Source organism: Bacillus cereus group sp. RP29, from assembly GCF_040459765.1.
Classification (GTDB): Bacteria; Bacillota; Bacilli; order Bacillales; family Bacillaceae_G; genus Bacillus_A; species Bacillus_A paranthracis.
The window spans coordinates 2098140-2110404 of record NZ_JARVHN010000001.1 but is presented as its reverse complement, the minus strand read 5'-3'; the positions used below and the strand labels follow the sequence as shown (position 1 = coordinate 2110404).

The following is a 12265-nucleotide window of genomic DNA, read 5'->3' as shown; positions in this document are numbered from 1 at the left end:
CGAATGCTTCTCCTAGTATACTTAAAAATTGTGTATAACCTATGATAGAAACTTACAGCAAACGAGAAAACCAGCAAAACAAATAAGAAAAAGAGCGTTTCAAGAAGTAAGTAATGTCTTCTTACGATTTTCCGCACTATTTTTCTTTATATGAAACACCTTTCACATTTTCTATACGATACAACATCCGTTTATTCATGCACTCATAAAAAACGATTTCTATAAGTCTATCGTTTTAATAACTTTAGCTGGGTTACCACCAACTACTACATTATTAGGTACATCTTTTGTCACAACTGCCCCTGAAGCAATTACAGCGTTATCTCCAATTGAAATACCAGGGTTAATAATAGCTCCCCCGCCTACCCAAACATTGTTACCAATCTTTACAGGCTTTCCATATTCTTTACCAGAATTCCGCTCTACCGGGTGTAAAGGATGAGTAGCAGTATAAATGTGAACACCAGGTGCAAACATACAATTATCCCCAATTCGCACTTCACAAACGTCTAAAATCACACAATTGAAATTGGAGAAAAAATTCTTTCCAATATGGATATTGTAACCATAATCACAACGAAAAGTAGGTTTAATATGTGATGCCCCGTCAGCTGAAGAACCTAAAAGCTGATTTAATAATGTAAAACGTCTCTCATCTCCTGTCTCCATCGCCTCGTTATAAAGGCGTGTTAAACGTTTTGCCTCCACCCTATCAGCCACTAATTCTTCGTCATCTGCAATATACATTTCTCCCGCTAACATCTTTTCTTTTTCTGTTTTCATAGAATCATCTCCTTCGTAATCAAATGAACCCTACTTATTAAACATGTTTATTAAGTGACTTTCATTATACTTATTAAACATGTTTAATAAGCAACCCTATAGTAGCATACTTTTTAATATATGCAACTAATAAGTTTCAAAAGAATATGCGAACTCCTTGCTTTACTCATCGATATGACGAATAAGTTATAGAGAAAAAAGAGGGAACGCTCAGTGCTCCCTCTCAAATCCAATCCGTTTCTTAATTTCTGTTAAATTTACCTTCGCAATAGTCCGCGCCCGCTCAGCACCTTTTTCCAACGCTTCATATAATAAATTCGGTTCATTCATATACATAGCATATTTCTCACGTGGCCCAGCTAATTCACGGTCTACAACGCGAAACAACTCTTTTTTCACATCGCCCCATCCAATGCCAGTTTCATATTTTTCACGCATTGACTGCATTTCATCTTCCGTTGCAAATTCTTTATAAATTGTAAATAACGTTTCTAGTTCTTTCGGTTCATTTGGAAGTGAAGAATCTGTTTTGATTTTAAATATTAACTTTCGTAGTTTTTCTTGCTCCGCGAATAACGGGATCACATTCCCGTAACTTTTACTCATCTTTCTTCCATCAAGCCCTGGTAATATTGCACCCTCTTCTTGTATGACATACTCCGGAAGTGTAAATGTCGTGCCAAAAGTATGATTAAAATACGTCGCAATATCACGCGCAATTTCGATATGCTGAATTTGATCTTTTCCAACGGGTACATGCGTAGCCTGGAATAGTAATATGTCGGCTGCCATTAAAATCGGATACGTATATAATCCCATATTCACTCCTGCATCGACCTCTAAACCCGCTTCTTTATTTTGCTCTACTTTCGCTTTATACGCATGAGCACGGTTCATAAGCCCTTTCGGAGTTAGGCAAGCTAATATCCAAGCTAATTCTAGAATCTCCGGCACTTCTGTTTGCCTATAAAAAATAACATCTTCTCCAAGTCCAAGCGATAACCAAGTAGCTGCTACCTCTTTCGTATAACTACTAAACTGGCTCGGATCATGCACAGCATTTAACGCGTGATAATCTGCTATAAAATACAATGCTTTCCCTTCATTCTTCTTTGACATTTGCAACGCAGGTTTAATTGCACCAATATAATTTCCTAAATGCGGATAACCTGTCGGTTTAATTCCTGTTAACATTATTTTCTCACTCATCCTAACTCCTCCTTTCTCAAAATAAAAAGAGCCCCTCATCCTTAAAAAAGGACGAGAGACTCCCGCGGTACCACCTTAATTAGCTATTGTTAGCTCACTTCAACTTCTTAACGTGAAGCAACCGTCTTTACCTACTCATTTCAGTTAGAAGCTCCAGAGCCCATTCCATATTCATCCCTTACTGATTTCCACCACATATCAGCTCTCTGAAAAGTTTCGAATATGTACTCTTCTCTTTCATCGCTTTTCGTTATTTTTTTACAGTTTATCACATTTTCCCTCCATACAAAACTAAATATTCAAACTTTTTAGCGTTTTAATAATAATCATTACCAATTTATTCCGCACAATATATAATCGATATGTACAGAAACAATTTGTAATACAAAAAAGAGGTGATGTCATGAGTTGGTTTACTAAAAAGAACGATGAAAAGATTGATGAGTTTAAAAACGATGATACAACGCAAGGTGATACTTTAGGAGTAATTATACATTTCACACCTGTCGCTATATATTTATACACTTGCGATGAGTACATAGAAACGTTTGAAGGTGCGCTCACTTTTGAAAATGAGAACGGAAATCAAGTAGAAATCGGAGGTACTTTTATTTCTCTTGAAGTGGATGCTAATTTTCGCATGGACGATTTAATCTTTGATTATAAACTAAAGGAAAGCAATCTACCTATTGTTGAATTAAAAGCTTACGCATAAGATTAATCTGTCTACTATAGAAAGAGCAAAAAAGCTAGAACAGTAATATCTGTTCTAGCTTTTTTCACGTATTCAACTTAACAAATCGATAACCATGCGTTACTAACACCTTTAATATCGCATACCCTGGAATTGCTAAAATAATCCCCATAATTCCAAATAAATTTCCGGCAGTTAAAATAATAAAAATGATAGTAATCGGGTGAATATCTAGCTTTTTCCCCATGACTTGCGGAGAAATAAATTTACCTTCTGCTAATTGTACAACCATCATTACAATAATTACCTTTAAAACCATCCCCGGCGAATCAATAAACGCAATAATTAACGCTGGTGTAATTGCGATAATTGGTCCTACGTACGGAACGATATTTACAATCATCGCTAAAATAGCGAGTAGTACTGCATATTTAATACCGATAATAAGGTAACCAATTAATAGCATAATACCGATAAATAAGCTAACGATAATTTGTCCTCTAATATACGAGCTAATCGCATAATGCATATCGTCTAGTATTCTCATCGCTGCTGGTCGTCTTTGTTCTGAAATAAACTTTAAAAAGTGATTTGGTAATTGCTCACCATCTTTTAAAAGATAGAACAATATAAACGGAACCATTACAAACGTTAAAACGACCTCTGTAATAGTACTTAAAAATCCAGTTACATTTCCTGTTACTGATGATAAAGATTTCGTAAAATCAACTGTATAGTCCTTTACCATACTCGCTACATCAATATTTAAATTCTCCTGAATTTTTCCTAGTAAATTACTTTCCCCAAATCTACGTGCTGCTCGTTCAATTTCATGACCGAAATACGGTAAGTTATCTATTAATGCATCAATTTGATCTTTAATAATTGGAATAACCGTTAAAACTAAAAACACAAATAATCCAATTACGATTAAGTATATCGAGGCTATTGATACGATTCTTGAAACACCTTTCTTTTCTAAAAGCGAAACGAATGGATGCAAAATGTAAAATAGTACGCCCGCTAATAATACTGGGAAGAAAATTGTTTTTAAAAAGACGATAAACGGCGTAAAAACAAATGATATTTTTGTTAGTAATAAAATATTAATGAACAATAGTGCAAACCCAAGTAACACTGCTAAATAATTGTGTTCTCTAAAAAATTTTTTCAACTTATCTCGTTTTCTTAAACTTACTTTCTCCAATAAAACCACCTCTTCGAATGATGAAAAGCCCTTATATAGGGCTTTTTATCATAATATAACTCTTTATTTCCTTGCAGATTTCACTACAAATGATACAATAAGAACGAGAACAATTGATCCTAATAAAGCTGGTACAATATGAATACCACCTAGTGATGGACCCCAATCTCCAAATAATTTACCGCCTAACCAAGCTCCTAATAAACCAGCAATTATATTTCCAAACATGCCAGCAGGAAAGTCTTTACCTGTAATAGAACCTGCAATTGCACCTATAATAGCACCAACTATTAATGTGATAATCCACCCCATCTTTAGTCCTCCATTTCTATTATAGTGTAATTCAATTTAGCTACTAACTTATTGTGTAACTATGTAATTATTATATCCAAAAAAGAAAAATCTTGTCAAATCTATGAAAATACAGCCAACAAGGAGGTTTCTATTCTATGATTCAAAAATTAATAACAACTTCTCACAAAACTGCAACTTCTATTTTAAGCATTCAAATACCCGCTTATGAAATTGAGGCGAAATATATAAATAGTACAGCTATCCCTCGACTTTATGATACTGTAGCCGATATTCAATCTTGTGATGAAATTTTTTACGGCTATTTTTTTGAAGATACACTTGCTGGTTTTATTTCTTTTAAAATAGATGAAGAAGAAGTGGATATTCATCGTTTAGTAGTATCCCCTGATCATTTTCATAAAGGGATTGCAACAAAACTACTACTTTATGTATTTGACATGTTCTCCCCTTCCAAAACATATATTGTACAAACAGGGAAAGAAAATACACCTGCTTTGTCTTTATATAAAAAACATGGCTTTATCGAAGTACAAAATATCGTATTGCCTGATGGTGTGATTTTAACCTCGTTAAAAAAGACAGAAAACAATAAATAGTTTGACTAACCTGATTATTTGTGTTATCTTTTACTTTATAAAACCTTTTGCTGAGTCCAAAATTTGGAGCGGGGGAACCATTTTTGTAGCTATGCTACTTGGGGCGAATCTTATTTAAGTAGGGAAACTCTCACTTCCCGAGTCCGACAGCTAACCTCGTAAGCGTAATGGGAGAGGAAGGTGCTTTTTGCCTATGTTACACATTTTGCCTCCTTAATTATAAATATGGGATCGATACCAAATAGACACCTATATTTATAGAAAAGGAGACATGCGCTATGTTACGTTTATCTGATCACGCAATCAAAATGATGGAGCAAAGACTTCGACTCGAACAACATCGCACATACCAAGCAAATAAAATTGTAGATAACTTACATCACAAATACTTCTTTCAACATATTTTTCAACCGAAGAGATAAGTACTAACCTTTAATAAAATACAGCGTACGCTTTTTTCAGTGTACGCTGTATTTTTCATTTTCTCGCCTTAATAATAAAAGTAGTCGGCACCATTCTAGCTTTATATAAAGAATAATATTTCGTAGACGGCTCAGCTAGTTCTTCATCAAACAAGCTCGATGGTTCAGGCTCTTCTATTCTCTCAATTGTAAATCCTGCTCTATTTAACTCATTTATGTACGTACTTATTTTTCTCTTATATAATGTCGCTTGTACATCCTCCCCCTTAAATGTTTCAAACGTAATAGGAGTTTCTTCATGATAAGACGAGCTGAAAGCAATCTCCTCTGTTCCATACATTAAGTTTGAATATACGGGATGCTCCCAGCTAAAAATAAAGCTTCCTCCTGGCTTTACATATGAATATATTAGTTCCAACGTTTTTCTTAAATCTGAAGTCCAACCTAATGCATAAATGGAATATACAATATCAAAATACCCTTTCGGAATATCCACTTCCTCTTCCATTGCTCCACATATTAACTTCGGATTCCACGACTGTAACGTTTTATGTGCCGTTTCAATTTGTGTGCTCGAAAGATCAAGTCCCCACAATTCTTCTGCGCCATGTTCCGCCATATATTGCAACGAATGCCCACTTCCACATCCAATATCAAGAACCTTTTTATTTCTAATTGAATCGAACAAATGAATCTCCTCTTCAGATGCTGTATACGGACCATATTTCGGCAAACAATCTACTTGAAAGAAATAAGGTGCAACTGTGTCCCAACACTTTTTATTTAAAGCTAACATTTGTGTACCTTTCATATGCTACATTCCCCCATTCCATTTTCTTCCCCTAATTTAAATTACACATTATAACCCGTTCTTCCTTTTCTCTTTGCGCGGTAATTTTTCACTTTTGCAATTGTACCGCATGCTCTGCCTCCTTCTTCACCAGCATACATACCGCACCATCTTTTGCTTCCATTTCGCGAATGATCGTAAAATACCCAACGGCAATCTGGACATGCTTTTAACCTTCCCCACAAATTTTCTTGAATCGAGATAAACACAATGCTTAATATTTTTGTATACACATTCTCTTCGTATACTGGTTCATATGTAATACCTTTCATATCTTCCTTTATATGTACATAAAATGGGTATTTCTCTAACCATTGTTGCAATGATCCCTCACCTTCAATTGCCGCCCGAATATCTTCTCGAAAACTTTTTAATTCCTCTATCGTATGAAATAGAAGCTCTTCATGAAAAGATTCTTTCATAAATTTCTTTATATCCTCTTCTGTTTGCAGCAAATCAATTGGCTCTCTCGTATCGTTTGGTATTCTCCATGTATTTAAAAATTCTCGAATATACTCTAATTCGTTTGGTGCGTTTTGACTCAATTCTATTCACCTTCTTCTTAAATTTTACTTTTTTCTGACTTTATGTATAATTATAATATAAAATAGTTAACCACTAAAAAAATTTACTGGTTACAATATTAGGAGGAGTTCTATGAAAAGTTTCTCAACACCGATACGTTTCATGCTTATTTCTTCATTTTTTATGTCTTTTGGTTATTTTGCAGTATACGCATTTTTAGCTATTTATCTATTAACCTTTCTCCATTTTTCAGCTTTTCAAGTAGGAACAGTGTTGACGGTTATAATAATTACATCACGAGTTATCCCTTTATTCTCAGGATTAATTGCTGACAAAATAGGCTATATCATTATGATGATAGCCGGATTATTTTTGAGAGGAATCGGATTTATCGCTTTAGGAATATGCTCTGATTTCTATACAATTTCTATTTCTTCTGCACTTATTGGCTTCGGAACTGCATTTTACGAACCTGCCGCTCGCGCTATATTTGGCTCACAGCCAGCTCATTTGAGAAAAAATTTATTTACATATTTAAACCTTAGCTTTAATTGCGGTGCAATAATCGGACCAATTGCAGGAGGGTTTTTACTCTTACTCGATCCAATCTATGCTTTCTCTCTAACAGGATCTCTTATGCTGATATTTGCTTTAATCTTTTACTTACTTAAAAATCACTTCCAAGTCACTACTGAAAACACGTCTATTACATTAGGAATACAGGCCATCTTACAAAACAAGTCTTTTCTTCTGTTTTCCTTTATCATGATTTTCTTCTATATTATGTTTACTCAGCTTACTGTCGCACTTCCACTTCATATGAAAAACATTAGTAATAGCAATCAACTTGCTACACTCGTTATTACGATAAATGCAATAACAGGCGTCATATTTATGGTATTATTCCGAAAATTATTCCACAAATACAACACACTTTCGATTATTAAATACGGTGTTTTATTAATGAGTATTTCCTTTTTACTCATTCCTTTATTTCAACACCCATATTGGCTCTTTATTTGTGTAATTTTATTTACAATCGGTGAAACACTCGTATTACCTAACGCTGATATCGCTATTGCAAATTACAGTAATGAATTATATACAGCCACTTTCTTTGGATTTTATCAACTATCACTCGCATTTGGTTTTATCATCGGTAATTATACTGGTACATCTTTTACATCCAACTTAAGCGGAGTGTATACACCATGGCTTATTTTTGGCGGAATAGGACTTATTGGTTTTATTTCATTACATATTTTAAATACGAAAAAGGATTTCCTAAAGAAGATATATGCCTACTGTAAAAATACTAATTTACAGCAATAAGTAAACTTTCAATCTCCTTTAAATTGGATATACAGCCTGCATCATTTTACATATTATGGTACAATTAAAAAGAATGCTCACTAAACGTTTACATAAAACACTAGCAATCTAACAATGCCAAAATCAGAAATCACATAGAATCGGGGGAATGTTATGAAAAGGAAATTACTTGTTCTTCTATTCACTGGAATCATACTATCAGGATGTTCAACTATAGCAGAAAATTCTTTAGAAACCGGAAACGCCAGTATGGAACTATTAACACCAACGATTACAACAAAAGATAATGAATTAGAAATTAAGACTGAAGGTATTGATGAAAATAAAGTGACTTTTATTTATGTTGCTAATAAAAAAGTGTTGGAACAAAAGCTAAAGAATGGTGAATCTTACAAGCTTAACATTAAAGATATCGAACACGCTCATCGGACAGACTACAAACCAAAAGTTCAACTTTTGCAAACGAAAGATAATAATGATGATGGAGAAATAGTCACCTTCAAACAAGTTAGATATACAGTTAAAAACTAATTTTAAAGTTGTTTCATTATAAATGTAACGAACGAAAATATACTTTTAACAGTAGATACATGTAAGGGGTGTTAACATGAAAAAACGATGGATTTCTTGGTGGATTGGTAACCTATTTTGGATTATCGTTTTTGGAATATGGGCAGCTATTATTTGGCTACGAGATGTTGATGGTGCTGGTGTCATTCAAACACCCGAAATTAAATCCATATCACTTATCGTTATATTAATCGCGTTTATCATACCTGTATTTTTTCAAGTTATATGGCTAATCATTAATTTGAGGATGAGTAAAAAAAATAATTATACGATTTAGTTTTTCAATTAACAATAAAAAAGAGAGGAATCTATTTTAATGTAGATTCCTCTCTTTTACATATGGGAACTTTTAAAACGGCACTACTCCCTTTTCTTTACGATGCATGATGATCTTTCTTCTTCATTAACGCTCTTTTCTTCATCGCCTTCGTTAAATATCCGCCTTTAAATGAACGAATTTCATAAGAAGACATAAACGCTTTCGGTGCAATTTCATTAATGATTTCTAATAGTTCTTTTTCTCTAGAACGTTTTGCAACGATATCTAAGCGATAACGTATCGAATTAATACCTTCACCTTCAAATACTGTAACGCCAAATCCAGAGTGACGTAACTCATCTACTAATTCATTACAACGGTCTAGTAAACTAACTTGATACGTAATATAACCAATTGCTAATTTATTCTCTATATAACCGCCTAATAACAGTCCCGCACTAAAGCCAATGACATAGGCAACGATGTTCATCCAATTTGATAAATCTTGAAACACAATACCTAAACTGACAATGTAAATAGCTCCTTCTAACAATCCAACAGCAGCAGCGGATCTTGTTTGATTCTTTACAAGCAAAATCGTACGGATTGTTAAAATGGGAACGTAAATAATTTGAAGCACAAAAATAAGTAGCGCTTGTAACATTGGTATCCACCTCTTTCAAAAAGTCTTTTGTCATGATAACATACATAACCTTTAGAAATCGATGGGTTTTTAAATTTTTTTTTATTATTTTTCATACTATTGAAAAACGCAAAAAAGAAGCGTATTATATTTGTCGTTAATTTAATTACTTGTATCATATCGCTAAACTAAAAAAGGAACCCCATTAGGTCCCTCTCATCATAGCTCTATGTTTTTCGAAGCATGTTCCCTTTTCTTCTCTTCTTCTTTCACTACCTGCATATTTGCATAAGCTAAATTCGCAATCATTAAAAAGTGACCACCTAAAATGCCTGTACCAAATGCCCACATTTCCATTTCATGCTCAATTTCATACATGATAATAGCTCCTAAAATGGCCGCTGCAAATCGGTTTAAAACTCCTAACCCTGGAGCCTTTTCCTTCATTACAATACTTTTCCCAAGTTTCTCCACTCTGCGAGCTAATAACCAAAGGCAATATGCACTTACAGCTAATCCGATCCCAAACCCTGTTACTTGTTTTCCAAACGGAGTAATCGTCCACATAAGTAGTAAACCACTAAAGATCACATACAATTGTAATCGATATACACGTAAGGCTACTTGAATCAAAATATCCGCTCCTAATTTCTCATTTTTTATACTTTAGAAGAAAAGCAGCAACTTACACAGTTGCTGCTTTCTCTTCTTCTTGTTCTTGTTCCATCTTACGAATTTCAACACGTTTAATTTGGTAAGCGTCTTTTTCTAACACTTTAAATTCATAACCTTCCGCCTCAACGTGTTGTCCTTCTTCGATTTCATGATTTTGCATCATAATCCATCCACCGATTGTATCCACATCATCTTCTTCAATGTGTAATCCAAATAAATCTTTCACTTCTGAGATAAGCACTTTTCCATCAACAATGATATGTTGCTCGTTCACATGTTGAATTGGTGGTGCTTCATCTTCATCATATTCGTCACGAATTTCGCCGACGATTTCCTCCAAAATGTCCTCAAGCGTTACAATTCCAGCTGTTCCTCCGTACTCATCATATAAAACAGCCATCGGAATTCGCTTCTTCTGCATTTGAAGTAATAAATCGTGAATTGGAGTCGTTTCCATCACTTCAATAATTGGACGCATATACGAGCGAATGGATGATAAATCTTTTTGATCCTCGGTCATATATCGAATAAAGAAATCTTTTACGTTGACCATACCGATAATATCATCTTTATCTTCTCCAAAAATCGGATAACGTGTGTATCGCTCATTTTGGATTACTTTCATGTGTTCTTCTACTGAATCTTCCAGGTAGAAACCAACGATTTCTGTTCGCGGTACCATAATTTCTTTTGCAATACGATTATCAAATTCAAAAATGTTATTTACATACTTGTATTCAGCTTGATTAATTTCGCCACTTTCATAGCTATCTGAAAGGATAAGGCGTAATTCTTCCTCTGTATGAGCTACTTCATGTTCTGAAGCTGGTTTTAAACCGAATAAGCCAGTTACAACACGAGCTGAACCGTTCAATACCCAAATAAATGGATACATTACTTTATAGAACATCATTAATGGACCTGCCAATAATAACGTTACCTTTTCAGCCTTTTGAATTGCCATCGTTTTCGGAGCTAATTCTCCTACTACAACGTGTAAATACGTCATAATCATAAAAGCAAGACCAAATGTTAATACTGATGAAATAGAAGGGTTTAAGTTCCATTTCTCAAATAACGGGTGTAATAACTTTTCAATTGTCGGTTCACCTAACCAACCTAATCCCATAGCTGTAACTGTAATACCTAATTGACAAGCAGATAAATATTCATCTAAATTTGTTGTTACTTTTTTCGCTGCTAAAGCACCGCGTTTTCCTTCTGCAACAAGCTGATCAATACGACTTGAACGTACTTTTACAATCGCAAACTCAGCTGCTACGAAAAATCCAGTAAATGCGATTAAAATCGCAACCATGACTAAATTAAATATTTCCAATGAATCCCCTTAGTTAAAAAACTAAGGTGTCCACCTCCTGTATACTATAATGTTTTCTTATTTCTTTCTTAGAAAACATAGCCCGATACAAAAATTAAAGAGGTCGGATTTCACTTGTTCTATAATAATAGAGCAAGTGTCTGTATTAAAGCTGTCGTTTGACCAGATAAAGATTTCGATATTTTTTCACGTTGTGAATCAGTCAATCCATCTAAAAGCGGCTTTAATTCCGTTAGCTCTACTTCTAATCGATGAATATGGTCTGTCACTTCATTCACTTGTTTCGAAACGTGTTCATTGATACCGAGCAGCTTCTTCTTCTCCTCGATTTTCTCTTTAATCTCACAAAGCGGCATATGCATTTCTTTGCACTTCTCAATAAATTGTAATGTCTCAAATGCTGTTTTGTCGTAATAGCGATAATTAGATTGAGATCGCTCCGCTTTTAAGATACCTAGATTCGTATAATAATCAATCGTTCGTTTCGACACGTGAGCCATGAGAGCCAACTGTCCGATTCGATACACCTTCCCAACGATCTTCCCCCCTTGTTTATATTACTAACATCATACAATACATAAACTGTACAGTCAAACGTGACGGTTTATTATTCATAATTTATACACAATTCCACTTACCATTTTATCATTTTGTAAATTAACAATACATTACTTAATTCTTATAATCGAATTACATTTCCCATACTACATTACTATGAAAATATCATCATAGAATCGCATATTCCTTTCAACCTTTTTTAATACAAAACATATGATAATAATATTTAATTAAAATTATTATTCATGCTATTGGAGGAGATTGAAATTACTAAAACTATTATCTCTC

Annotated in this window: 16 protein-coding genes, 1 riboswitch and 1 other annotated feature; of the genes, 6 read left to right on the top strand and 10 right to left on the bottom strand. The window is 34.0% G+C overall.

Features of this window, described 5'->3' with window-relative positions; translation table 11 throughout:
- Positions 1-219 precede the first annotated feature (219 nt).
- Positions 220-783, bottom strand: a complete 564-nt coding sequence (locus QCI47_RS11120) for a maltose acetyltransferase domain-containing protein (RefSeq protein ID WP_000845609.1) — start codon at positions 781-783, stop codon at positions 220-222.
- 210 nt (positions 784-993) lie between these two features.
- The gene (locus tag QCI47_RS11115; protein WP_071743295.1) at positions 994-1992 is read right to left on the bottom strand and encodes a tryptophan--tRNA ligase; all 999 of its coding nucleotides are present in this window, start codon (positions 1990-1992) and stop codon (positions 994-996) included.
- Positions 1993-2036: 44 nt separating this feature from the next.
- Positions 2037-2242: a binding site (T-box leader), on the bottom strand.
- Positions 2243-2395: 153 nt separating this feature from the next.
- On the opposite strand from QCI47_RS11115, the gene QCI47_RS11110 reads away from it, so the two are divergent.
- Complete coding sequence (locus tag QCI47_RS11110) at positions 2396-2707, top strand: hypothetical protein (RefSeq protein WP_000118346.1); 312 nt, start codon at positions 2396-2398, stop codon at positions 2705-2707.
- A 64-nt stretch (positions 2708-2771) separates the two neighbouring features.
- Here the strand turns inward: QCI47_RS11110 and QCI47_RS11105 are convergent, their stop codons facing one another.
- Together QCI47_RS11105 and QCI47_RS11100 are read right to left on the bottom strand one after the other, a co-directional pair.
- Positions 2772-3893, bottom strand: a complete 1122-nt coding sequence (locus tag QCI47_RS11105; protein WP_000416969.1) for an AI-2E family transporter — start codon at positions 3891-3893, stop codon at positions 2772-2774.
- Between the two features lie 63 nt (positions 3894-3956).
- Positions 3957-4205 (bottom strand): GlsB/YeaQ/YmgE family stress response membrane protein, encoded by a 249-nt coding sequence (locus QCI47_RS11100; RefSeq protein WP_000539718.1) that lies wholly within the window; start codon positions 4203-4205, stop codon positions 3957-3959.
- Between the two features lie 137 nt (positions 4206-4342).
- Here QCI47_RS11100 and QCI47_RS11095 point away from each other — a divergent pair, with 137 nt between their 5' ends.
- Positions 4343-4804, top strand: coding sequence for a GNAT family N-acetyltransferase (locus QCI47_RS11095; RefSeq protein WP_061131012.1), 462 nt, complete (start codon positions 4343-4345; stop codon positions 4802-4804).
- A 38-nt stretch (positions 4805-4842) separates the two neighbouring features.
- A riboswitch (cyclic di-AMP (ydaO/yuaA leader) is annotated at positions 4843-4985 on the top strand.
- A gap of 97 nt (positions 4986-5082) precedes the next feature.
- Complete coding sequence (locus QCI47_RS11090; RefSeq protein ID WP_000945244.1) at positions 5083-5226, top strand: hypothetical protein; 144 nt, start codon at positions 5083-5085, stop codon at positions 5224-5226.
- A gap of 55 nt (positions 5227-5281) precedes the next feature.
- Here the strand turns inward: QCI47_RS11090 and QCI47_RS11085 are convergent, their stop codons facing one another.
- Positions 5282-6037 carry a class I SAM-dependent methyltransferase gene (locus QCI47_RS11085; RefSeq protein WP_061131013.1) on the bottom strand — a complete coding sequence of 252 codons (756 nt, stop codon included), beginning with the start codon at positions 6035-6037 and terminating at the stop codon, positions 5282-5284.
- Positions 6038-6078: 41 nt separating this feature from the next.
- Positions 6079-6621, bottom strand: coding sequence for a CGNR zinc finger domain-containing protein (locus QCI47_RS11080; RefSeq protein ID WP_000081063.1), 543 nt, complete (start codon positions 6619-6621; stop codon positions 6079-6081).
- Positions 6622-6733: 112 nt separating this feature from the next.
- On the opposite strand from QCI47_RS11080, the gene QCI47_RS11075 reads away from it, so the two are divergent.
- The 3 genes from QCI47_RS11075 to QCI47_RS11065 all read left to right on the top strand — a co-directional run bounded on the left by QCI47_RS11075 (position 6734) and on the right by QCI47_RS11065 (position 8780).
- On the top strand, positions 6734-7933 hold the full coding sequence (locus QCI47_RS11075; RefSeq protein ID WP_000834845.1) for an MDR family MFS transporter: 1200 nt from the start codon (positions 6734-6736) through the stop codon (positions 7931-7933).
- Positions 7934-8086: 153 nt separating this feature from the next.
- On the top strand, positions 8087-8464 hold the full coding sequence (locus tag QCI47_RS11070) for a hypothetical protein (RefSeq protein ID WP_000823782.1): 378 nt from the start codon (positions 8087-8089) through the stop codon (positions 8462-8464).
- A gap of 76 nt (positions 8465-8540) precedes the next feature.
- On the top strand, positions 8541-8780 hold the full coding sequence (locus tag QCI47_RS11065) for a DUF3923 family protein (protein ID WP_000747691.1): 240 nt from the start codon (positions 8541-8543) through the stop codon (positions 8778-8780).
- Between the two features lie 97 nt (positions 8781-8877).
- Here the strand turns inward: QCI47_RS11065 and QCI47_RS11060 are convergent, their stop codons facing one another.
- The 4 genes from QCI47_RS11060 to QCI47_RS11045 all read right to left on the bottom strand — a co-directional run bounded on the left by QCI47_RS11060 (position 8878) and on the right by QCI47_RS11045 (position 11946).
- Complete coding sequence (locus QCI47_RS11060; protein ID WP_000938434.1) at positions 8878-9426, bottom strand: DUF2179 domain-containing protein; 549 nt, start codon at positions 9424-9426, stop codon at positions 8878-8880.
- 198 nt (positions 9427-9624) lie between these two features.
- Positions 9625-10038, bottom strand: a complete 414-nt coding sequence (locus QCI47_RS11055; RefSeq protein WP_000616837.1) for an ATP synthase subunit I — start codon at positions 10036-10038, stop codon at positions 9625-9627.
- A gap of 52 nt (positions 10039-10090) precedes the next feature.
- Positions 10091-11419 carry a hemolysin family protein gene (locus QCI47_RS11050; protein WP_000402268.1) on the bottom strand — a complete coding sequence of 443 codons (1329 nt, stop codon included), beginning with the start codon at positions 11417-11419 and terminating at the stop codon, positions 10091-10093.
- Positions 11420-11538: 119 nt separating this feature from the next.
- Positions 11539-11946, bottom strand: coding sequence for a MerR family transcriptional regulator (locus tag QCI47_RS11045; protein ID WP_353811780.1), 408 nt, complete (start codon positions 11944-11946; stop codon positions 11539-11541).
- Between the last annotated feature and the right edge of the window lie 319 nt (positions 11947-12265).

Bases quoted from the DNA above. Each gene is read 5' to 3' on its own strand.
- QCI47_RS11120 (WP_000845609.1), bottom strand. From the start codon at position 783: ATGAAAACAGAAAAAGAAAAGATGTTAGCGGGAGAAATGTATATTGCA.
- QCI47_RS11115 (WP_071743295.1), bottom strand. From the start codon at position 1,992: ATGAGTGAGAAAATAATGTTAACAGGAATTAAACCGACAGGTTATCCG.
- QCI47_RS11110 (WP_000118346.1), top strand. From the start codon at position 2,396: ATGAGTTGGTTTACTAAAAAGAACGATGAAAAGATTGATGAGTTTAAA.
- QCI47_RS11100 (WP_000539718.1), bottom strand. From the start codon at position 4,205: ATGGGGTGGATTATCACATTAATAGTTGGTGCTATTATAGGTGCAATT.
- QCI47_RS11095 (WP_061131012.1), top strand. From the start codon at position 4,343: ATGATTCAAAAATTAATAACAACTTCTCACAAAACTGCAACTTCTATT.
- QCI47_RS11090 (WP_000945244.1), top strand. From the start codon at position 5,083: ATGTTACGTTTATCTGATCACGCAATCAAAATGATGGAGCAAAGACTT.
- QCI47_RS11085 (WP_061131013.1), bottom strand. From the start codon at position 6,037: ATGAAAGGTACACAAATGTTAGCTTTAAATAAAAAGTGTTGGGACACA.
- QCI47_RS11075 (WP_000834845.1), top strand. From the start codon at position 6,734: ATGAAAAGTTTCTCAACACCGATACGTTTCATGCTTATTTCTTCATTT.
- QCI47_RS11070 (WP_000823782.1), top strand. From the start codon at position 8,087: ATGAAAAGGAAATTACTTGTTCTTCTATTCACTGGAATCATACTATCA.
- QCI47_RS11065 (WP_000747691.1), top strand. From the start codon at position 8,541: ATGAAAAAACGATGGATTTCTTGGTGGATTGGTAACCTATTTTGGATT.
- QCI47_RS11060 (WP_000938434.1), bottom strand. From the start codon at position 9,426: ATGTTACAAGCGCTACTTATTTTTGTGCTTCAAATTATTTACGTTCCC.